The sequence below is a fragment of the Bacillus badius NBRC 15713 genome, assembly GCF_001591605.1.
GTDB lineage: Bacteria > Bacillota > Bacilli > Bacillales > Domibacillaceae > Pseudobacillus > Pseudobacillus badius.
The window spans coordinates 1-20,793 of sequence record NZ_BCVF01000012.1; the positions used below are offsets into that span (position 1 = coordinate 1).

At 45.2% G+C, this 20,793-nt stretch carries 20 protein-coding genes; 16 read left to right on the forward strand and 4 right to left on the reverse strand.

The features are described 5' to 3' along the window. The first annotated feature begins 268 nt into the window (after positions 1 to 268). From hpf to BBA02S_RS08070, 14 genes are all read left to right on the forward strand, one after another. Positions 269 to 829 (forward strand): ribosome hibernation-promoting factor, HPF/YfiA family, encoded by a 561-nt coding sequence (hpf, locus tag BBA02S_RS08005; RefSeq protein WP_041094942.1) that lies wholly within the window; start codon positions 269 to 271, stop codon positions 827 to 829. A gap of 445 nt (positions 830 to 1,274) precedes the next feature. Further along, positions 1,275 to 1,961, forward strand: coding sequence for a hypothetical protein (locus tag BBA02S_RS08010; RefSeq protein ID WP_041113429.1), 687 nt, complete (start codon positions 1,275 to 1,277; stop codon positions 1,959 to 1,961). Between the two features lie 213 nt (positions 1,962 to 2,174). Then, positions 2,175 to 3,239 carry an SEC-C metal-binding domain-containing protein gene (locus BBA02S_RS08015; protein ID WP_052477266.1) on the forward strand — a complete coding sequence of 355 codons (1,065 nt, stop codon included), beginning with the start codon at positions 2,175 to 2,177 and terminating at the stop codon, positions 3,237 to 3,239. A 156-nt stretch (positions 3,240 to 3,395) separates the two neighbouring features. Beyond that, complete coding sequence (gene secA, locus BBA02S_RS08020) at positions 3,396 to 5,900, forward strand: preprotein translocase subunit SecA (RefSeq protein ID WP_041113431.1); 2,505 nt, start codon at positions 3,396 to 3,398, stop codon at positions 5,898 to 5,900. 211 nt (positions 5,901 to 6,111) lie between these two features. Then, a protein-coding gene (gene prfB / locus BBA02S_RS08025; protein WP_099098607.1) for a peptide chain release factor 2 occupies positions 6,112 to 7,210 on the forward strand; the annotation gives its coding sequence in 2 pieces (ribosomal slippage) (positions 6,112 to 6,183 and positions 6,185 to 7,210; 1,098 coding nt in all). A gap of 366 nt (positions 7,211 to 7,576) precedes the next feature. Continuing rightward, on the forward strand, positions 7,577 to 7,912 hold the full coding sequence (gene cccB / locus BBA02S_RS08030; protein WP_041094932.1) for a cytochrome c551: 336 nt from the start codon (positions 7,577 to 7,579) through the stop codon (positions 7,910 to 7,912). 425 nt (positions 7,913 to 8,337) lie between these two features. Continuing rightward, positions 8,338 to 9,024: a cell division ATP-binding protein FtsE gene (gene ftsE, locus BBA02S_RS08040; RefSeq protein ID WP_041094929.1), complete on the forward strand. Its 687-nt coding sequence runs from the start codon at positions 8,338 to 8,340 to the stop codon at positions 9,022 to 9,024. Continuing rightward, entirely contained in the window at positions 9,014 to 9,898 is an 885-nt protein-coding gene (gene ftsX / locus BBA02S_RS08045; protein WP_041094927.1) for a permease-like cell division protein FtsX, read from the forward strand. The genes ftsE and ftsX overlap by 11 nt, the downstream gene beginning before the upstream one ends. Before the next feature lie 46 nt (positions 9,899 to 9,944). Beyond that, positions 9,945 to 11,282 carry a murein hydrolase activator EnvC family protein gene (locus BBA02S_RS08050; protein WP_041094925.1) on the forward strand — a complete coding sequence of 446 codons (1,338 nt, stop codon included), beginning with the start codon at positions 9,945 to 9,947 and terminating at the stop codon, positions 11,280 to 11,282. Positions 11,283 to 11,432: 150 nt separating this feature from the next. After that, positions 11,433 to 11,537 carry a YjcZ family sporulation protein gene (locus tag BBA02S_RS20255; RefSeq protein ID WP_082028000.1) on the forward strand — a complete coding sequence of 35 codons (105 nt, stop codon included), beginning with the start codon at positions 11,433 to 11,435 and terminating at the stop codon, positions 11,535 to 11,537. Between the two features lie 254 nt (positions 11,538 to 11,791). Beyond that, positions 11,792 to 12,376, forward strand: a complete 585-nt coding sequence (locus BBA02S_RS08055) for a hypothetical protein (protein ID WP_052474966.1) — start codon at positions 11,792 to 11,794, stop codon at positions 12,374 to 12,376. Further along, entirely contained in the window at positions 12,369 to 12,950 is a 582-nt protein-coding gene (locus BBA02S_RS08060) for a redoxin domain-containing protein (protein ID WP_041094923.1), read from the forward strand. The genes BBA02S_RS08055 and BBA02S_RS08060 overlap by 8 nt, the downstream gene beginning before the upstream one ends. A gap of 241 nt (positions 12,951 to 13,191) precedes the next feature. Continuing rightward, positions 13,192 to 14,637: a S41 family peptidase gene (locus BBA02S_RS08065; RefSeq protein ID WP_041113527.1), complete on the forward strand. Its 1,446-nt coding sequence runs from the start codon at positions 13,192 to 13,194 to the stop codon at positions 14,635 to 14,637. Positions 14,638 to 14,797: 160 nt separating this feature from the next. Next, positions 14,798 to 15,982 carry a PDZ domain-containing protein gene (locus BBA02S_RS08070; RefSeq protein ID WP_041094920.1) on the forward strand — a complete coding sequence of 395 codons (1,185 nt, stop codon included), beginning with the start codon at positions 14,798 to 14,800 and terminating at the stop codon, positions 15,980 to 15,982. Positions 15,983 to 16,065: 83 nt separating this feature from the next. Here the strand turns inward: BBA02S_RS08070 and BBA02S_RS08075 are convergent, their stop codons facing one another. The 4 genes from BBA02S_RS08075 to BBA02S_RS08090 form a co-directional block, all read right to left on the reverse strand. Then, entirely contained in the window at positions 16,066 to 16,662 is a 597-nt protein-coding gene (locus BBA02S_RS08075) for a DUF2238 domain-containing protein (protein WP_041095729.1), read from the reverse strand. 167 nt (positions 16,663 to 16,829) lie between these two features. Continuing rightward, the gene (locus BBA02S_RS08080; protein ID WP_041113432.1) at positions 16,830 to 17,597 is read right to left on the reverse strand and encodes a sulfite exporter TauE/SafE family protein; all 768 of its coding nucleotides are present in this window, start codon (positions 17,595 to 17,597) and stop codon (positions 16,830 to 16,832) included. Positions 17,598 to 17,788: 191 nt separating this feature from the next. After that, a complete protein-coding gene (locus BBA02S_RS08085) occupies positions 17,789 to 18,073 on the reverse strand; it encodes a hypothetical protein (protein WP_041113433.1) in 285 nt (94 codons plus the stop codon). A 14-nt stretch (positions 18,074 to 18,087) separates the two neighbouring features. Then, entirely contained in the window at positions 18,088 to 19,308 is a 1,221-nt protein-coding gene (locus tag BBA02S_RS08090) for an MFS transporter (RefSeq protein ID WP_041095728.1), read from the reverse strand. Positions 19,309 to 19,500: 192 nt separating this feature from the next. Here BBA02S_RS08090 and BBA02S_RS08095 point away from each other — a divergent pair, with 192 nt between their 5' ends. Both BBA02S_RS08095 and BBA02S_RS08100 read left to right on the forward strand, forming a co-directional pair. Then, a complete protein-coding gene (locus BBA02S_RS08095) occupies positions 19,501 to 20,271 on the forward strand; it encodes a phosphosulfolactate synthase (RefSeq protein WP_041094914.1) in 771 nt (256 codons plus the stop codon). Further along, positions 20,253 to 20,786 carry a histidine phosphatase family protein gene (locus BBA02S_RS08100; protein ID WP_041094912.1) on the forward strand — a complete coding sequence of 178 codons (534 nt, stop codon included), beginning with the start codon at positions 20,253 to 20,255 and terminating at the stop codon, positions 20,784 to 20,786. The genes BBA02S_RS08095 and BBA02S_RS08100 overlap by 19 nt, the downstream gene beginning before the upstream one ends. Positions 20,787 to 20,793 lie beyond the last annotated feature (7 nt).

Below are 20,793 nucleotides of genomic sequence, written 5' to 3' on the forward strand. Positions count from 1 at the left end.
TCGACATACTGGAGTGAACCGCTTTCAGCCGGTTCGCTTTTTTCTTTTGAAAGGGCAGAGAATGACTGTCATGATTTTCCCTTTCCCAGCATATCAATTGTTGGGATAAAGCTTTATGATTTAGAGCTGGCTTCAATGGAAAAAAATAAATAGACAGGATAGACAGCAATTATCAAAATTTCGACAAATAATTTTACAAGGTCAAGCAGGAGATTTTATAGGAAAGGAGAATTATATATACATAGCTATTGTAAAAGGAGGAGTCAGCATGTTAGACTACAGCATTCGTGGCGAGAACATTGAAGTAACTCCGGCAATTCGTGAATATGTCGAGAAAAAGATCAGCAAATTGGAGCGTTATTTTATTGAATCTCCAGATGCTACTGCCCACGTAAACTTGAAAGTTTACTCTGATAAAAATTCGAAAGTCGAAGTCACAATTCCTATGAAAAATCTCGTGCTTCGAGCCGAAGAACGAAATGAAGATATGTATGCAGCGATCGATTTAATTGTTGATAAATTAGAGCGTCAAATCCGCAAACATAAAACAAAAGTGAATCGCAAATTCCGTGAAAAGGGCGATCCGCAAGATTTCTTTGCATCTGCGCAAAGTGAAACAGCAGCCACTGAAGTGGAAGAAGATACAGATGAACTGGCCATTGTGCGTACAAAGCAATTTGATTTAAAGCCAATGGATTCTGAGGAAGCGGTATTGCAAATGAACTTGCTTGGCCATAACTTCTTTATTTACACAGATGCGGAAAGCAACGGCACAAACATCGTGTACAAAAGAAAAGACGGAAAATACGGTTTAATTGAAACCAATTGATAGAACATGAACAAAACCTCCGGCTGTCTTCAGACAGCCGGAGGTTTTTTGTTGATATTCGATCCAACGTACTGTTTTTATCGCAGGCTTGGTCCTATAGGCAGGCTTGCTTAGCAATAAGAGCGCCCAGGCAACAGACTTTTTTTATGAAAGGGAAAATGCTTGTGCCCCAAGGGGTTATCAGAGCCCGCCCGTAAAAAGAGGGAAAGAAGTCAGGAAGAGTTTCAAGAAAATGTTCCTTTTAAAGAGACAGTATCAAGCGATAAATGGATAAAAATGAAAGTTTAGCAGTAAGCCTGTCCCCTTTTGAGATTAGGCCTTGGTTTTAGGTGAAACCAGCCGCTATGATGGGTAGCGTAAAGACTAGGCCGGATAGAAAAGCGCTGACGCTTTCCTGGCGGCTGGCTGATCTTTGCTTAACCAATGTTAAAGGAGGAGTTATTGAATGACAAAAAAGAAAAAAGCATCATCCATATTGGCAATGACGCTGGCAGCAGGAACCATGTTTTCAGTCCCTGTGTACGGGCATGCAGCACAACAAAATGATGTTCATCCATCCGAAAAACAAGAGTGGGCAAAGAATGCGGATACCAAGAAACACAATGGGCAGACTCAACAATTCCAATCCATTGATCAGCAGCTTGTTAAAATCGAAGAAACACTGGGCGCTTACAAACAAGAAATAGATGCCTTGAATCTTGAAACGCCAGCGGTGAAAGACGGCGGACAAGAGCAATCGGCTCCTGAAGGAATGGAAACACATGAGGAATATAAAAATAAATTAACGGCTTTGGAGAACCGTCTCATTGCTGTGAATAACCGTTTGGATTCCTTGACAGTAAAGGGTGCAGACACGACAGAAATTGAACAGCGCCAGCAAAAGGTGGAAGTGCTGCAAGTTGAATTGAACACGATTGTTCAAACAATTATCGGCGAGGTTCAAGAAGAACCTGGTGATAGGCCAGATTCTGAAGATAACATGGAGACAGTCTCTCAAACGCCAAGAGCGGATTCTGAAGAAGATAGGACATCTGGGGAAACAATCAATCATCGATTAGATGAGCTGGAAAACCGTGTAGGCGAACTGGAAAGACAAGCTGCGCCGCAAAACTCCCAAGAAGCAACACTGTAACAAGAAAACAGGCTCCCTAATCAGGGAGCCTGTTTCTCTTTGTAAGCGCGGAGACATTCAGCCGGTTCACAAGGGAACTGGCGACACTAAACAACAAAAAGGGACAATTGTTTAAATTTTTTGGCTGTTTTTAACAAATCGGTCGCTCTACTGCAAGTTGACAATTCATGTTACTATAGAGAAAGAGTTGATGATCCAGGGGGGAGTAAATTTATGTTAGTTGGACGGAATGAACCATGTCCATGCGGAAGCGGAAAGAAGTTCAAAAAATGCTGCGGAAAGATCGAAGGCTCGGCGATTCATGGCGTGATGCAGGAAGAGCTGGAAAACCTGCAGCGTGAACTCATCGATTACGCGATGGAGCATCATTCATATGAAATGAAAAAACGATTTCAATCGCTTTTACATACATACGAAGTTTTGCGCAAAGATCCGCAGGTGTATTTAATCGCTTTTGAAATCTGGTTTATTTTGACGCAGCCTGTGAAGAATGGGCAGACCATTCTTGAGGAATTCGTGGCCCAGCGCGCCCAAACGGTGAAAAGAGAGCGGACGAGAGAAGTCTTTCTTACATGGCCGCAAGTCAAATTTATAGCGGGTACCGTGAAAGCCGCACAAGGCAACGTATATGAAGTGGAAGATGTGTTGTCAGGAGAGAAAATGTCTATTCGCGCACGTCGTCAGCTGCCGATTGAAGAGGTCTTTGTAACCGGCGGATTGCTGCCATTTGAACAAGCATATACCTTCTTCATGATTGATTTTCACTTTGAACAATATGTCGTGTCAAAGGCAGAAAGCTGGCTCGCTTCACAGTTTAAACAAGCGGGAGAAGAGAATCCGCAGTCGTTCTTGGCTGCGAATTGGCTGCCTGTCTTGGAAGGGCTGTTTGCCATCTATGGCGAGGAAGAACCAATGGCTGAAAAGACGCCTGACTACAGCGAGCTGACTTGGGAAAAAGATTCCCAGAAAAAAACGGCAGATGCGTTACTGGCTTTTCTCGCAGAAGAAGGAGTAGAAGAGCTGCGCCAGCAATCAGCGGTGCTCCTCTGGAATCTCTATTGCCGCAAAGAAAACCCAACGATTCGCAAGCCGGAAATTTATACAGCTGCCCTTTATTCGCTTTTACAGTCCCACGGAATGGTTGACACAGATTATTCCAACAGCCAGCTGGCTTCCCGATTAGGGGTATCTGCTGCGAGTCTGTCCAAGCGGGTCAAGGAAATTGAACCTGTTCTGGAAGAGCATTTGCAGCAAAATAAACAATCTGTACAAGTATAAAAGCGCCTTCGCGGGCGCTTTTATTTTTTTAGCGTCTCCTGCCCTATGCCGTTCAGTTGTTTCAAACAGGTGATAGTGGTAATATTAAATAGGATTTTATGAGGTTTTCAGGCTCACGGACTAACTTGTTGCAAGTAAAAAGGAGCGGCTATATAAATGGGCTTATTAACAAAAATGTTTGATGCAAATAAACGCGATGTAAAGCGGTTAGAAAAAATGGCGCTGCAAATCGAATCATTGGCAGACAAAATGGAACAGCTGTCTGATGAAGAATTGCGCGCTAAAACGATAGAGTTTCAAGAGCGTTACGCCAAAGGCGAGTCGCTTGATGATTTATTAACAGAGGCTTTCGCAGTTGTGCGTGAAGGCGCGCGCCGTGTATTAGGCCTTTATCCGTACCGTGTTCAGCTCATGGGAGGGATTGCTCTTCATGAAGGCAATATCTCCGAGATGAAGACCGGGGAAGGAAAAACGTTAACAGCCACAATGCCGGTGTATTTAAATGCGCTTTCCGGCAAAGGCGTCCACGTGATTACAGTCAATGAATATCTGGCTTCACGTGACGCAGCAGAAATGGGCGAGCTGTATAATTTTCTCGGTTTAAGTGTCGGGCTGAATTTAAACAGCTTATCAAAAGAAGAAAAGAAAGAAGCGTATGCAGCCGATATTACGTACGGAACGAATAATGAATTCGGCTTTGATTACTTACGGGACAATATGGTGCTTTACAAAGAACATAAAGTACAGCGCCCGCTCCACTTTGCTGTCATCGATGAAGTGGACTCTATTTTAATTGATGAAGCGCGCACACCGCTGATTATTTCCGGCCAAGCGCAAAAGTCAACCCAGCTGTATATTCACGCGAACAGCTTTGTCCGCACGCTAAGAGTGGAAGATGATTACACTTACGATGAAAAGACAAAAAGTGTTCTTTTAACGGAAGAAGGAATCAACAAGGCGGAGAAGGCATTCAGCATTGAAAACCTGTTTGATTTGAAGCATGTAACGCTCAATCATCACATTAATCAGGCGCTTAAAGCGCATGTCACGATGCAGCGCGATGTGGATTATGTTGTGCAGGAAGATGAAGTCGTTATTGTTGACCAGTTTACAGGTCGTTTAATGAAAGGACGCCGCTACAGCGAAGGGCTTCACCAGGCGATTGAAGCGAAGGAAGGCGTTTCTATTCAAAACGAAAGCATGACGATGGCGACCATCACTTTCCAGAACTTCTTCCGCATGTATGAAAAGCTTTCTGGAATGACCGGTACAGCAAAAACGGAAGAAGAAGAATTCCGCAATATTTATAATATGAAGGTCATCAGTATCCCAACGAACCGTCCAATCGCCCGGGAAGATCGGGCAGATTTAATTTATGCTTCAATGGAGGGCAAATTCCGGGCGGTGGTTGAAGATATATACCAGCGCCACCAGCTGAAGCAGCCGGTGCTTGTTGGTACAGTAGCGATCGAAACGTCGGAATTGATCTCTTCTTTGCTGGCGAAACGGGGAGTTCCGCATAACGTATTAAATGCGAAAAATCACGGCCGTGAAGCTGAGATTATTATGGAAGCAGGTCAGCCAGGTGCCGTCACCATTGCGACGAATATGGCTGGGCGCGGAACGGATATTAAGCTGGGAGAAGGCGTGAAAGAGCTGGGCGGCCTTGCGGTTATCGGCACGGAGCGCCATGAATCCCGCCGGATTGATAACCAGCTGCGCGGGCGTTCCGGCCGACAAGGAGACCCGGGGATTACGCAATTTTATCTTTCTATGGAAGATGAGCTTATGCGCCGCTTCGGATCAGATAACATGAAATCCATGATGGAAAGGCTAGGCATGGACGACAGCCAGCCGATCCAGAGCAAGATGGTCAGCAAAGCAGTGGAATCGGCTCAGAAGCGGGTAGAGGGCAATAACTTCGATGCGCGGAAACGTTTGCTTGAATATGATGATGTGCTGCGCCAGCAACGGGAAATTATCTATAAGCAGCGTGATGAAGTGCTGGAATCGGAAAACCTGCGTGAAATTTTAGAAGGCATGATCCTCATGGTGATTAAACAATTTGTCGAAGCGCATAGAATCACGGCGGGAGCAGAGGACGAAAAGGATATTCAGTCTATTGCCGACTATGCAAATGCCAACTTGTTAAGTGAAGGTGAACTGACTGCGGCTGATTTACAAGGCAAGGATGCCGATGAGATCGTGGAGATCATTTTTGAAAAAGTCACTGCCCGTTATAATGAGCGGGAAGAGCAAATGGGCGAAGAGCAAATGCGCGAGTTTGAGAAAGTAGTGCTGCTTCGTGCAGTCGACTCAAAATGGATCAATCATATTGATGCGATGGATCAGCTGCGCCAGGGGATTCATTTGCGCGCTTACGGGCAAATCGATCCGCTTCGCGAATACCAAAACGAAGGATTTGCCATGTTTGAAAACATGGTTGCGGCCATTAACGAAGAAGCAGCTAAGTATGTCATGAAAGCGGAAATCCGCAACAACCTCGAACGCCAGGAAGTGGCAAAAGGTCAAGCGGTTAATCCGAAAGAAGACGAAGACGGCAAATCAAAGAAAAAGCCGGTCAGAAAAGCTCCGGCGGTCGGCAGAAATGAAGCCTGCCCATGCGGCAGCGGCAAAAAATACAAAAACTGCTGCGGGTAACAAGAAAAGCGGAAGGCGCTCGTTCAGCGGCGACAGGCAAATATTCTTCAGCCAAGGAAGTGTTCTTGGCTTCTAGGGCAGAGGGTTATTTGTCCGCGAGCCGCTAGCGCCTAAAGCTGGACAAAAAGAAAAGCGGAAGGCGCTTTTTTGTATAAATAAGATGACGCAAGACATTTAACTATAGCGATGAACATAAAGAAGAGGTGCTGAGATGGAATTATTTGAAATTCGAAATGAGCTCGACAAAACAGCTAAGAAATTAGCGGACTTCAGGGGGTCTCTTTGACTTAGAACAAAAAGAGGAACGCATTGCAGCGCTTGAAGATGAAATGCTGCACCCTAATTTTTGGGATGATCAGCAGGCGGCACAAACGGTCATCAACGAAGCAAACGGCTTAAAAGAAATTGTTAATGAGTACAATGAGCTGCTGGAAGTTCAGGAAAATCTGGAGCTGACGCATGAGCTTGTAAAAGAAGAAGCGGATGCCGAACTGCAGGCAGAGCTTGAAGGGGAGCTTGAGGAGTTTCGCAATCGAATCGGTGATTTTGAGCTCCAGCTGCTGTTGAGCGGCCCTTACGACAAGAATAACGCCATGCTGGAATTGCATCCGGGAGCGGGCGGTACGGAATCCCAGGATTTTGGCTCTATGCTGCTGCGCATGTATACGCGCTGGGGAGAAAAGCAAGGATTCAAGGTGGAAACGATGGATTACCTTCCTGGAGATGAAGCCGGTCTAAAAAGTGTGACGCTTTTATTTAAAGGCCATAATGCTTACGGTTACTTAAAAGCAGAGAAAGGCGTCCACCGCCTTGTCCGTATTTCCCCATTTGATTCGTCTGGACGCCGCCATACATCATTCGTTTCTTGTGAAGTAATGCCTGAGTTCAATGACGATATCGAAATTGACATTCGTACGGAAGATCTGAAAATAGACACATACCGTTCAAGCGGCGCCGGCGGTCAGCATGTTAACACGACTGATTCTGCGGTACGGATTACTCATTTGCCGACGAATACAGTGGTGACTTGCCAGTCGGAGCGTTCACAAATCAAAAACCGTGAACATGCGATGAAAATGCTAAAAGCGAAGCTTTATCAAAAGAAGATAGAGGAGCAGGAGGCAGAACTGGCGGAAATCCGGGGCGAGCAAAAGGAAATCGGCTGGGGAAGCCAAATTCGTTCTTACGTCTTCCATCCGTATTCAATGGTGAAGGATCACCGGACAAATGAGGAAACAGGAAATGTTCAAGCGGTGATGGACGGGGAAATCAACCCATTTATTAATGCTTATTTGCGCTCTCGCTTATAAGAAATCAGCCCTCTGCCGGCATTCCCGGCAGAGGGCTTTTGTCAACAATGAGCACGGCTGAATTCTTCATTTAAAAAAGGTTTAAAGGGCTTAAAAAAGGCTATCATAATAACTGTATGGACTTGAGGATGGATACATAAAATCCGCCTGATGCAATACACTAACCGTAATGCCAAAGGATGGGGACTAAGCGTGTAATCAGTTAGGTGTGCAAAGTTCAAAAAATGTTTACAATTGCCGGTTTAGTTGATTTCACTAGTCTGGCTGCTGTTTCGCCCTGCTTTTAGCCAACTGATCTGGTTTCAAAATAGGCTGGCTTTGGTATACTTAACATGGAATGATTATTTTTGCCTAGGAGGAGAGAATATGGAATTTAAAAAATCATTAATGGCCCTGCTAATCGGTTCATCAGTGGCGCTTGCAGCTTGCGGCGGCGGGGATGATAATGCAGGCAAAGACAATGATGGCGGCAAAGAAACAGCCAGCGCGGATGGCGAACAAGTGTACAAGCAAAGCTGTATGAGCTGCCACGGTGAAAAGCTTGAAGGGCAAGTAGGTCCTGCACTGGATAAGATCGGCAGCAAATACAGCAAGGATGAAATTTTAAATATTGTTGAAAACGGGAAAGGCCAAATGCCTCCGAATGTAGTTAAAGGCGATGACGCTGAAGCAGTAGCCGAATGGCTGGCTACAAAAAAATAAGTGTAAAAAGAATGCAGCTTGTGCTTGCATTCTTTTTTATTTTTGCAGGCGGACGGGAACGGTTGCTTTCTATTTCAAGCACTTCGCTTTCCGCTTCTCTATATTAATGAATAAAACATCAGCATTTAATAATAACCGCGCTTTTTTCGACAATATTTTATCGATAAACAGAAGAATATTCCCCTTGCTTGTTACAAAATATTTCAGTTTTTTTACCGTGTATTTAAGCCATTTAGGGCAAGAAAAACGATCATTTTTTGGCAAATCCTCCAAAAACAATCGGATATATTACGCTATGAAAAGAAAATGTAATCAAAATAAACCTTAACAAGCATTTAATCAGTGATATAATGAATCTGGATTTTGGGGAGCCGTATATTATCAGCTCTTCCATACATAAACGACAAAAAATGACAGGTGATTTGATGATAGAAATGAAGGATGTGACAAAGAAATACCCGAACGGAGTCACTGCTTTGCGAGGCGTTGATATCTCCATTAAACCGGGTGAATTTGTCTATGTTGTTGGTCCGAGCGGTGCCGGCAAGTCGACCTTTATTAAGCTGATGTATAGAGAAGAAAAGCCGACGAGCGGACAAATCGTCGTCAATGGGGTCAACCTATCGACTTTGAAGGACAAGTCGGTTCCGTTGCTCCGCCGTCAGATCGGCGTAGTATTTCAAGACTTCAAGCTGCTTCCGACGCTTACAGTGTATGAAAATGTTGCTTTTGCTATGGAAGTTATTGAAGAAAGCCCGTCCGCCATTAAAAAACGGGTCATGGAGGTTCTTGATCTGGTTGGCTTAAAAAGCAAAGCAAGAATGCTTCCGGGAGAATTATCTGGCGGTGAACAACAGCGCGTATCCATTGCGCGTTCCATCGTCAATCAGCCGAAGGTCGTTATTGCTGACGAACCGACAGGGAATCTTGATCCTGATACAGCATGGGGGATTATGGATATTTTTGAAAAGATTAATGCGAAAGGCACGACCTTAGTAATGGCGACTCATAACAAGGAAATCGTCAATACGATCCGCCGCCGGGTATTGGCGATTGAGGATGGCCGGATCGTGCGCGATGAACAGCGGGGGGATTATGGTTATGAAATCTAGAACACTCCGCCGTCATTTCAGGGAAAGCTTTAAAAATTTAAGCCGCAATGGCTGGATGACGTTTGCTGCTATTTCGGCTGTGACGGTTACTTTGCTGCTTGTCGGAGTTTTTCTGACAATTCTACTAAACTTAAACAAAGCCGCAACCGATATAGAGAATGATGTAGAAGTGCGTGTCTTAGTTAAATTGGATGCAACGAAGGCAGAACAGCAGGAGCTGAAGAAGCGGCTGTCAAACTTGCCGGAGGTAGCAAGCGTTACCTACTCGCCAAAAGAAAAAGAGCTTCAAAATTTAATTAAAGACATGGGGGAAGACTTTGCTCTATTTGAGCAAAATAACCCGCTCTATGACGTATTTGTAGTGAAAACGAAGCGGCCTGCAGATACACCGAAAGTAGCAAAAAAGATCAAAAATTTCCAGTATACGGAAGATGCTATTTATGGGGAAAAGAAGGTTGAACGTTTGTTCAGCTTCTTAAAAACAAGCCGCAATGTTGGACTGGTTCTTAGCATTGGCTTGCTGTTTACAGCGATGTTCTTGATTTCCAATACGATTAAAATGACTATTTTTGCGCGGCGAAAAGAAATTGAGATTATGAGATTAGTTGGTGCGACTAACTGGTTTATCCGCTGGCCGTTCTTATTAGAAGGGCTTTGGCTCGGATTGCTTGGCTCTTTGCTGCCGGTCGCAGCCGTGATGATTGGCTATTCTTATGTAATCGGAGCAATGACGACATATATGCAGGGCCATTTTATTCAGCCGCTGCCTTATTCTCCATTTGTATGGCAAATCAGTGGAATCCTTCTGCTGATCGGAGCGTTTATCGGCATGTGGGGAAGCTTTGTAGCTGTGCGCAGGTTTTTAAAAGTCTGATAAATAAACAAGAAATTTTCGGGGGAAGAGAGAGGAGAATTGGAGTTTGAAGAAAGGCATAGGTTTTAAAGTTGTTTTAACGGCGTCCATTGGTTTTGGCAGCACGTTCGGTTTGGCCGGAGAAGCATTTGCTTCGAAACTATCGGATCTTGAGAGCCGCCAGAATCAAATTGAAAATAAGCAATCGAACGTTGAGCAAAACATTAATGAGAAAAGCAAGAAAATTACTGAACTCCAAAGTGAGCAGGCCAAGCTGTCTGCAGAAATTAAGCAGCTTGACCAGTCCATTACCAAGGCTGAAAAGCAAATCCGTGAAAAGCAAACAGCAATTGCTAATACGAAGAAAGAAATAGAGAAATTAAGAAAAGAAATAGAGGAACTCAAAGCCCGCATCGCTGAGCGTAATTTGATTCTTCAGGAACGGGCCCGTTCTCTCCAGCAGAGCGGTGGATCAGCAAGCTATATTGATGTGCTGCTCGGTTCCGAAAGCTTTACTGATTTTATCAACCGCGCCAGTGCTGTAACAACGCTTGTGAAAGCAGACAAAGATATTCTGCAAGAGCAAGAGAAAGACAAGAAGCAGCTCGAAAAGAACGAAAAAGCAGTAAAAGCCAAGCTGGCTAACCTGGAAAGCATGCTGGCGGATTTGAAGGAATTAAAAGCAGGCCTCGATAAGAAAAAGGCTGCTAAAGATCAAGTAATGGACCAGCTCGCCAATGAGGAAGATCATGCCCACAACCAGAAACTAAGCTTGGAGGAAGAGAAGGAACTGCTTGCTTCTCAAGAAAAAGCAATCCAAGCAGCCATCACATCTGAGCAATCCCGCCTTGCGAAAGAAGAAGAAGCCCGCAAGGAACAGGCCCGTCTGGCTCGCCAAAAAGAGCAGCAGCCGGCAGCAGGCCAAAGGGAAAGCAGCCGGCAGCCAGCTGCAGCACCGCAGGAAGAGTCAGTCACTGAAAGCCGTTCAAATGATACCCCGGCTGTTTCAGCAGGAAGCTTTATGCGTCCGGCTCAAGGACATGTTTCTTCCGGGTTCGGTGCAAGAAGCTTAGGGGATCATAAAGGAATCGATATTGCCAACAGCGTCAGTGTGCCAATCGTTGCCGCGGCAGATGGAGAAGTGATTCGGTCTTATTATTCCTCTTCTTATGGCAACTGTATTTTAATCTCTCACTCTATTAACGGAAAAGTCTTTACTACCGTTTATGCTCATATGTCAGAGCGTGTGGTCCAAGGAGGAAGTGTTTCCAAAGGACAGGTAATCGGCTATATGGGTAACACAGGCCGCTCATTCGGCCAGCATTTGCACTTCGAAGTCCATGAAGGACCTTGGACACTATCGAAAGAAAATGCGGTTGACCCGCGCAAATATGTGAACTTTTAAGAAAAAGCCGTTCTTGAAAGCTGGTGGCAGCTTTTAGGGACGGCTTTTATATTTTGCCGGCTGGCAGGACGAAAGAGTCTGGGCGTTCGCCCGCGCAATCTCCCCCCTTTTGAATAGGCTGTAATTGTAAGTGAAGGGGAGGTGTAAAGTATGAGCGCTGGCGGATGCGGATATGGAGGCGGCTTTGCGTTGATCGTTGTCTTATTTATCCTCTTGATTATTGTTGGCTCGGCTTATATTGGCTGGGGTTACTAATCAATAACAGAGGAGAGGAGTGTCTCGTCAGCTGACTTTTCAGCTGAGAGACACTCCTTTTTTCAAAGGTGAGAAGAAAGTTAGCCTGCCGCGCAAACATATAAGGGACGAAACATTGGACGAAAGCAGAATTTTTGTGTAGGTTAATACCTGTAGAGGTACTAAATCATTTGCGGTTATTTAAGTTTAACAAAAAAGTCATTAATCATATTCAATTTGTCAGGCAATATTTTTAAGTAAAGGAATAAAATAAGATGAACTGGTTTACGATAGGGTCTTTGACAGTTCCTGCTTCCCAACTCGCCTTCTTAGCTGCCTGTATCATGGCATTCTTGGCGATTTGGCTGAAAAAGGACAAGCCGTTTTTGGATTTTTATATGAATGCTGTTTTTCTGTTCATAGCTGTTTGGAAGGGGAGCGTTGTTTTGTTCAGCTTCACTATTGTTATGAACTCGCCGCTCGCCTTGTTATATTTCGACGGCGGCTGGAAAGGGGTGTGGCTCGGCTTCTTGGCTGTCATTGCCTATGCTGCCTGGAAATGCCCTCTGCAAAAACAGAAGCAGGCCGTTTGGTCGTGGATGGTCATGGTGCTGGCCTTTGAAGCAGCGCTGGCCTTGCTGACTGGACAGGCGGGCATAGCGATGTGGTTCCGGCTGGCGGGAGGACTCGTCTTGCTCTTTGTTCCCTTGAAACAAGCAGGCAGGACGATTTGGCTATTCACCCTATGGCAGCTGCTGTTTGGATCGATGTCAGCTGATTTGCTTTCCCAGGCGAATATGATATATATAGCGGCAGCGTTATTTTTCACTTTAATGATTAGGAGGGATTTTGTTGGATAAGAAATGGTTTGGCATTCTGCTGCTGATTTTACTTGCAGGCATTGCAGCAGTGAATATCATAAAGGATCGAAAGGAAATCACAGAAATCGAAAATCCGGGGATAGAGGTTGCTGATCAGGAAGCTGAATCAAGTACAGCTGCCGGAATCGGACTGGGTGATCTGCCGCCGGATTTCTCCCTGCAAACCTTGGATGGGAAAAAAGTGTCTTTATCCGATTACCGGGGGAAAAAGGTCATTCTAAATTTCTGGGCAACCTGGTGTCCGCCTTGTAAAGCGGAAATGCCTCATATGCAGAGCTTTTATGAAAAAGAAGCGGAAAAAAGCGGGGCGGAGATTCTGGCCGTCAATTTGACAAGCAAGGATAATGGACAAGCAACAGTGGCTGACTTTGTGAAGCAGTATGATTTAACGTTCCCTGTTTTGCTCGATGAGGAAGGGGCTGTTGGCGAAAAGTATCAAGTCAGTATTATTCCAACCACCTATTTCTTGAACACAGACGGCACAGTCCATCAAGTCGTTAAAGGGCCGATGGACGAGGAAATGATGCGCGGCCTTGTCGATGAGATGGAATAGCGCAAATGACAGCTGGCAAGAAAATAGCACAAGCTAACAATGAAGCTTAGGCTTGCTTCTTGCCTTTTTGCTGCTGTATTTTTCGGATAAGCGACTCAGCCGGCACCTGACTAGAACCGTTTTTTTCTAAGAGGCATTCATAACTTGTCCACTCTTCTCATAAAGTGGAAGAAAGGGCTGTCCGTGCGGTAGTGTAAGCCGGGCGGCTTTTTTAGCTTTCCAAATTGGAGGGGACGGAATGGTGAAGAAAAAATGGGTGGCAGTGCTGACGGCGTCTTCTTTTATCATAGGAGCCGGCGGAATGTATGGGGGGCTGAACGTGCTTGATGAAAAAGAGAACACGGCACAGCCCCAGCGGATGGCATCAGAACAAAAGAGCACGCCGGATGAGCTTCACAAAGTGCAGACGGTGTACGAGGTGATCGCGAATCAATATGTAGAAAAAGTCAATCGTACAGAGCTGATTGAAGGCGCCATTGACGGAATGGTCAGCTCGTTAAAAGATCCTTATTCTGTATATATGGACGCCGATACGGCAAAGCAATTTGAAGAAGCGCTCGATTCCTCCTTTGAAGGCATTGGGGCAGAGATTACAGTCGTTGAGGGCAAGCTGACGATTGTCGCTCCATTTAAAGATTCTCCAGCCGAAAAAGCAGGTCTAAAGCCGAAAGATCAAATTGTGACCATTGACGGCAAATCGGTGAGCGGTCTGACCATTTATGAGGCAACCAAGAAAATACGCGGAAAAAAAGGCACGACAGTTACCGTGGGCATCATTCGCCCAGGCATGACGAAGCCGCTGGATATTAAAGTGAAGCGTGAGGATATCCCGATTGAGACGGTAGTTGCCAAAGTGAGAGAGAAGCAAGGGAAGCGAATCGGTTTAATTGAAATGACCTCTTTTTCTGAAGATACGGGGAAAGATTTCAAAGCGAAGCTGAAGAAGCTCGAGAAAAAAGAACTGGACGGTCTCGTGATTGATGTGCGCGGAAATCCGGGCGGTTTCTTAACAAGCGTTGAAGAAATTTTAAAAGAATTGGTGACCGAGAATAAGCCATACATGCAAATAGAGGAAAAGTCCGGGCGTAAAGTGCCTTATTTCTCGGAGAAGAAGAAGGTGAAGCCTTACCCGGTGGCCGTACTGACGGATGAGGGAAGCGCTTCTGCTTCTGAGATATTGGCAGGGGCGCTGAAGGAGGCGGAAGGCTATCCAATCATTGGGGAAACAAGCTTTGGAAAAGGAACTGTTCAACAGCCGGTGCCGCTCGGAGATGGCAGCAACTTAAAGCTGACGACTCATAAGTGGCTTACGCCGAATGGCAACTGGATACACAAAAAAGGAATCCGCCCCGATATTGAAGTGCGCCAGCCGGATTACTTTTACGCGCACCCGCTCCAGGTGAATAAGCCGCTAATGCGTGAAATGAACAATGACCGTGTAAAAAGCGCGCAGATGATGCTGGATGGTCTTGGGTATGCGCCTGGAAGAACAGATGGCTACTTCAGCAAAGAGACGGAGGACGCTGTACGTGCCCTGCAGATAAAGTCAGGCGTCAAGGTGACCGGGAAAATCAATAAAGAAACAGCAAGAAAGCTGGAAGAGCAATGGACGGCCGAAATGAAAGAGGAAAAAAATGATCTCCAGCTGCAAGCGGCGCTTTCTTATATTAGAAATTTGGATAGGTAAAAGCGAGGCTTTAAAAAGAACGATTGCTCAAGAGGCTGTCGTTCTTTTTTGTGTGCAGCAATACTTCTTTCACAAATGAAACAAGATATATACTCACGCATGTCCACTTTTTTTGCTACAATATTCAATATAATGCAATTCACGTAAGGTGGGGAACGTTATGCTGCAAGAATGGTTACTGGAGCTCTTGGCCGGCTTCGGAAAATTATTTATCCATCCAATTTTTTATTTTTCGTTCCTGCTTGCTTTCGTCGTTGGCATGTTTCGTGTAAACCGGGAACGGAAAGACTTTCATACCCGCGTGTATGATATTTACCAGGAAATTCGCTATATTTTGCCGTCCAGCTTATTTCTCGGGCTGCTGCTCTCTCTTGTCGCAATCGGTTTTGGCTTTACGCTCCCTTTGGAACTGCTCAATGTCATTGCTGCTGTGACGATTGTGTTAAGCGCAGGAGGCTTTCGTTTGCTGTCTCCTGCATGGACGATTGGCCTGGCTTTGCTGATCTTTAGCGTATCGGAGAAAATCGGCTATTCGTTTATCCCGTATGACGGTCTCTCGCTGAACAAAATTCTGATGACCATGGCCATTATTTTGGCTCTCTTATTGATGACAGAGGGGATTTTGATGCTTAAACGGGGCTGGCAGGGCACATCGCCGCGCCTTGTGGATAGCCCGCGCGGATTGAAGGTAGGTGTGCAATTCGCTCAGCGTTTATGGCTGGTGCCGGTGTTTTTGGTGCTGCCGGCCGGTGATTTGACAGCGCCATGGCCTTGGTGGCCGGTCATATCTGTTGGGTCGGAGACTTACTCCCTCATCTGGTTTCCTTTCTTGATCGGCTTTGCCCAGCTGATTAAAAGCACACTGCCGGAACTTGCTGTAAAGGCGACGGGCAAAAGCGTGATGGCCATTGGGGCTGTTACATTGCTGCTTGCTGTATCGGCTTATTGGGTACCGCTGCTTGCTGTAGTCAGCGCAGTATTTGCTTTTGTCGGGCGTATTTGGATTTCCTGGCGCCATTACGCATATGAAAAGGATCGCCATTATTTCTTTACCCCGCAGCCCAAAGGCGTCATGATTCTTGGGATTCTCCCCTATACACCGGCAAAGAAAATGGATTTGAAAATCGGGGAAATTATTTATAAAGTAAACGGTATTGACGTCAATACGGAAAGCGAATTTTATGAAGCGCTGCAGAAGAATGCAGCTTACTGCAAGCTTGAGGTGCTAGATGTGAACGGACAAAACCGCTTTGCCCAAGGCTCGCTTTACGAGGGACAGCATTACGAGCTTGGCTTGATTTTAGTAGATGAAGGCAAGGAATTGGCTGCCGAGGAGGCAAAGTGACAAATCCCTTCCTTCTTAATCTGCAACAGCATTGAATGACTTCTTCACCAAAGAGCGCCGGGCTGCCCGGCGCTCTTTGGTGTTTAGCGTTTGTGCTGCAGCAGACGGTTATGCAGGTTCGATAACAGCAGCAAAGCAAGAACGGCGCCAGTTAAATTCAGCGCCATGTCCCACTGGGCGTCCCACATATCACCTTGCATGCCGAGAAAGTCTGTCGATACTTTTTTTCCTTTAATGACTACGACCGACAGCCATTCAATGATTTCATAGAGCGCTGCTATGGCAAGCGAGAGGCTGAGGCTGATGATGGAGAGCCAGAAGCCCTTCGTTAACGGTGATGCCCGCAGGAGAATTTCTCTGATGACGATAACGAACATCCCCTTTAAAAAGTGCCCTAATCGGTCATAATGGTTCCTGCTTAAATCAAACGCATCCTTCAGCCAGTTAAAGAGAGGGACCTTCGCATAAGTGTAATGGCCGCCAATAGACATCGCAACCGCTAAGATGGCAATAATGATATAAGAAAGAGTCGTCAGCTGAAAGCGGCGATAGGTGGCGATTAAAATGATCAAGCCGGCCACAGCTGGAAGAACTTCCGCTGCCCAGGTCAGATAATCAACGGGTTTAATGGCTGACCAGATAATGAATGCAAGAACAAAAACTAGCAATAACAAATGCATGGCTGTGTCTCGATTGTGCCCCACTGTTCTCCTCCTGTTAACATCTCATTTATTTTAGTATGAAAGAGAAAGTGCTTTCCTATGCAGTTCATTTATATGGACCATCTGTCAGTATGAAAAAAGAGAGAAGGCTGCGCCTATCTCCCTTTTGTTGGTGCTGATTGCTGTCAGGCAATCAGTTTCAGGCCGCTCATCAGGATAATCACTGACATCACTGCTCTTAGCGGCTTGGCAGGAAATTTAGCGGATAAGCTGCTTCCTAGAATCACCCCGGGTATGGAACCAAGCAAGAGGTTCATCATTAAAGCGTAATCAACATTGCCGATCCCGGCGTGCATGATGCCAGCTGCCGTTACTAACAAAAAAGCATGGGCAATATCGGTGCCGACCAGCTCTGATGGCCGCATTTTATATAAATACAACATAGCGAGCGCAAATAAAGAGCCAGAGCCAATCGACGTCAAGCCGACAATAAAGCCTAGTACGGCACCAATCGCGATGGTTAGCGTTCTTTTTTCTTCAAGAGGTTTGCGCTGAATATAGTTGGATTCAAATTTGTCCTTCATAAAGGTTTTAACGAGTGTTGTTAAAGCGACCAAAATTAAGACATATCCAAGGGCATGCTTAATAATTTCCTCTTGGTTGTTGAAGAAAGAATCGAACAGATGCAGAAGGCCAACGGCGCAGATGGCACTTGGCACGCTGCCGATTGCTAAATATTTAACGAGCCGCATATTGATGGTCTTCTGTTTCCAGTGCTGAATGGAACCGAACAGCTTGGTGATCGAGTTATATACAAGATCTGTACCGACAGCGATGGCCGGGTTAATCCCGATCAGCACTAAAACAGGCGTTAATAAGGCGGCGCCGCCCACCCCGGTCAAACCAACCAAAAAACCGACAAGGAGCCCCATGATAATTATTCCCATGCTCATTAGCTGCACACTCCAGTCCGACTTTAATCGGTATAAAAAATAATTTTTATATCCTCACTTTATGAAGAGCGTGCATGCCTTGCTACTAGGAGAAGGGAAGGGGATAAGCTATTTTTGAAAGAAAAAGGGAAACCGATAAAGGTCATCGGGGGAATGAGAAAAACCCGGCCTAAAAACCGGGCTTGAGGAGTCTATTGGTTGTTGTTTGTTCCGTTCAGATCGATTTTTTTGCATCCTACATATAAGCAGGACAAAACGTCCAGGTTCGGATTTGCTTTAGACAATCCTTTAATATAAGGAGTAACCAAATCTTTGAAATCTGCTCCTACTTCTTCTTCTTCAAGAATGCCGTACACATACAGCTTTTTTTCATCGAATAAGAGGGCCAGATTTCCAACGGCTTTATTATTAGGGTCCACTACATTTAACACTTGAAACTGAGGAGTCATCACCTCAGGTGAAAAGTATATTTGCAATCTGATCTGCTCCTTTACGTAAATTGAAGTTTTTTAAACAATGTATCGCTTTCCTCCGAAGGTTCTTTTTTACTTACTTTAATAAGGACAAGGCATAAGAGGGCAGCGAGCAGGGTTAAGCCGGCAGTTGTCAAAAACATGCCTGTCCGCGACCAAACCATTAACGCACTGTAAACGGGCGGGCCGATGGCTACCCCTAAGAACCGGACTGATCCGTACAGAGAGGTGACAAACCCCCTGCGGTCAGAAGGAACTGACCCGGTAATAAAACTGTTAATACACGGAAGAACAAGTCCGGTGCCGATGCTGCTGATGACGAGAACGGCAAAAAAGGGAACAAGGCTTTTAAAGAACACCAAGGCCGAAAAAGAAAGGGTCATTAAAAGCAAGCCGATGACAATCAATGATTTCATCAGGCCCATTTTTTTGCCGATCTTACTGCCTGTTATATAAGAAGTAGTTGTCATGAAGAGCAAAGGAATGGCCAAGATGCCTCCTTTTAGCACGCCATCTATCTTGTAGGTCTTCTCAAGAATATCGGAAATGTAAAATAAAATTCCAAATAGGGTGAACAAACAAATAGCTCCCGTTAAATAGGCGGCAAATAGCCAGCGCCCTTCCGTTTTAAAAACAGACACCAGGCCCTTTATATATTGGCCAACGGGCGGCGGTTCTTTTTTTGTTTTCTTTTCTTTAATAAAGAAAATCGTCAGCAAGATCGAGATAAAGCAAAAAATCGGGAAAACAAAAAATGCTGCGTACCAAAAGAGCAGCGCCACAAGAGAGCCGATAATCGGACTGATGACTTTTCCGAAGCCGTTGGAAGCTTCAACCAGTCCAAGCACTTTGCTTTGTTCTCCTCCTTTAAATAAATCCCCTGTCAGTGCCATAGCGATCGGTGCAGTGCCGGCAGCGCCAATTCCTTGCATGACCCTTCCGGCAAGAATCCATGTATAAGCGTTAGAGAACCAGGCGGCAGCCATTCCTGCCAAAAGCCCTCCCACTCCATACAGAATAAGAGCCGGAATAATGACGGCTTTCCTTGAGAAGCGGTCGGATAAGTAGCCTAATATGGGAATCGATAAAGCGGCAGCGATCGAAAACACCGAGATAATCAAGCTTACTTGAAATTGAGTAATATGGAGCTCTGTTTTCATTTTTGGGAGAACGGGAATCAGCATGGAATTTCCCAAGACAAGAATAAGCGGAATGGAGCCGATCGCAAAAATAGTCATGCCTTTTCGTTTCTGCTTTGGCAATGATGTACACCCCTGACTGTTAAGAATATATGCCTTCCTATTGTTTGGATGCCGCTTCACCTTTATGCAAGATAATCGTCTAATTTCCGTGGGGAAAAGCCCATTATCTACACGTTTACCCAGTTTTTGAATAGTCTATCTTAGAAAAATAGAGGAGGCCCATTCCCTATGGAATTTTTAGAATTGCCGAAAAGAACGGCAGGAAACAGAACGTACGGCTTAACTTCAATTATTGATTTAGGCACCCCGTTAGAAGAGCTGAAAAGCATTTTACATGATTACGCTCCCCTGATTGATATCGCTAAATTGGGCTTCGGCTCGGCTTACGTAACCCCAAACTTAAAAAAGAAAGTCGACCTCTATAAACAGCATGACATCCATCCTTATTTTGGAGGCACGCTGTTTGAAAAATGCTACTACCAGAATAAAATTCCGGAGTACCTGGCCAGCTTGCGCGATTTCGGCATTGATTACATTGAAGTCTCAAACGGGACGCTGAATATTCCATTGCAGGAACGGCTTGACCTTATTTCCCGAATAAAAAAAGATTTTCGCGTCATTGCAGAGGTGGGCTCTAAAGATTCCAGCCAGGAAATGGCTGTCTCACAATGGAAAGATGAAATGAAGCAATTGCTTGAGGCAGGCTGCCAATATGTGATTACAGAAGGAAGAGACTCCGGCACAGCGGGCATTTATGAGAAAAACGGCAATATTAAATGCAACTTGATCAGTGAATTAATCCAAGACATCGACAGCAAAAAAATCATTTTTGAGGCGCCTACTCCTAAGCATCAAATGTATTTTATTAAAGAGATTGGAGCAAATGTAAATTTAGGCAATGTGAAAATTAACGACGTGCTGGTTTTGGAAGCCCAACGGCGCGGGCTGAGAAGCGAGACTTTTTATTTGGAGGATAGTGAATGCAAATTACCCTTATAAGACATTTGCCAACGGAATGGAACAAACAGCAAAAGCTGCAAGGGAGAAGAGATGTCGAACTTGCGCCATTAACGGAGGCTTCCTGGCAGGGCGTCCTGCAGAATAGGCTTCTGCTTGACAAATTAGCGCCATTTGATGAGGTGCTCGCTAGTACGATGAAGCGGACCCAACAAACTGCGCAAATTTATGGCTATCCATTTACAGTCGAGCCTTTGCTGGATGAATTAGACTTTGGGCCATTCGAAGGTCTTTCCAAGGAGAAGCTTTATGAATACTGTGGAAAAAAGTGGATGGATCATCCGGAAGAATTAATCCTGGGAGAAAGCGTGGCAAATTTGAAAAGACGGATTGTTTTATTTTTGGAGAAGTACAGGGACCGGCAAAATATACTAGCATTCGGCCATGGCACCTGGATAAGAGCCGCGATCTCTTATTGCTACTCTGGGGATATCAATCATATGAACAAAATAACCGTTCAAAATAACGAATGCGTCATTTTGAATTTTCACGTTTAGGCACAGC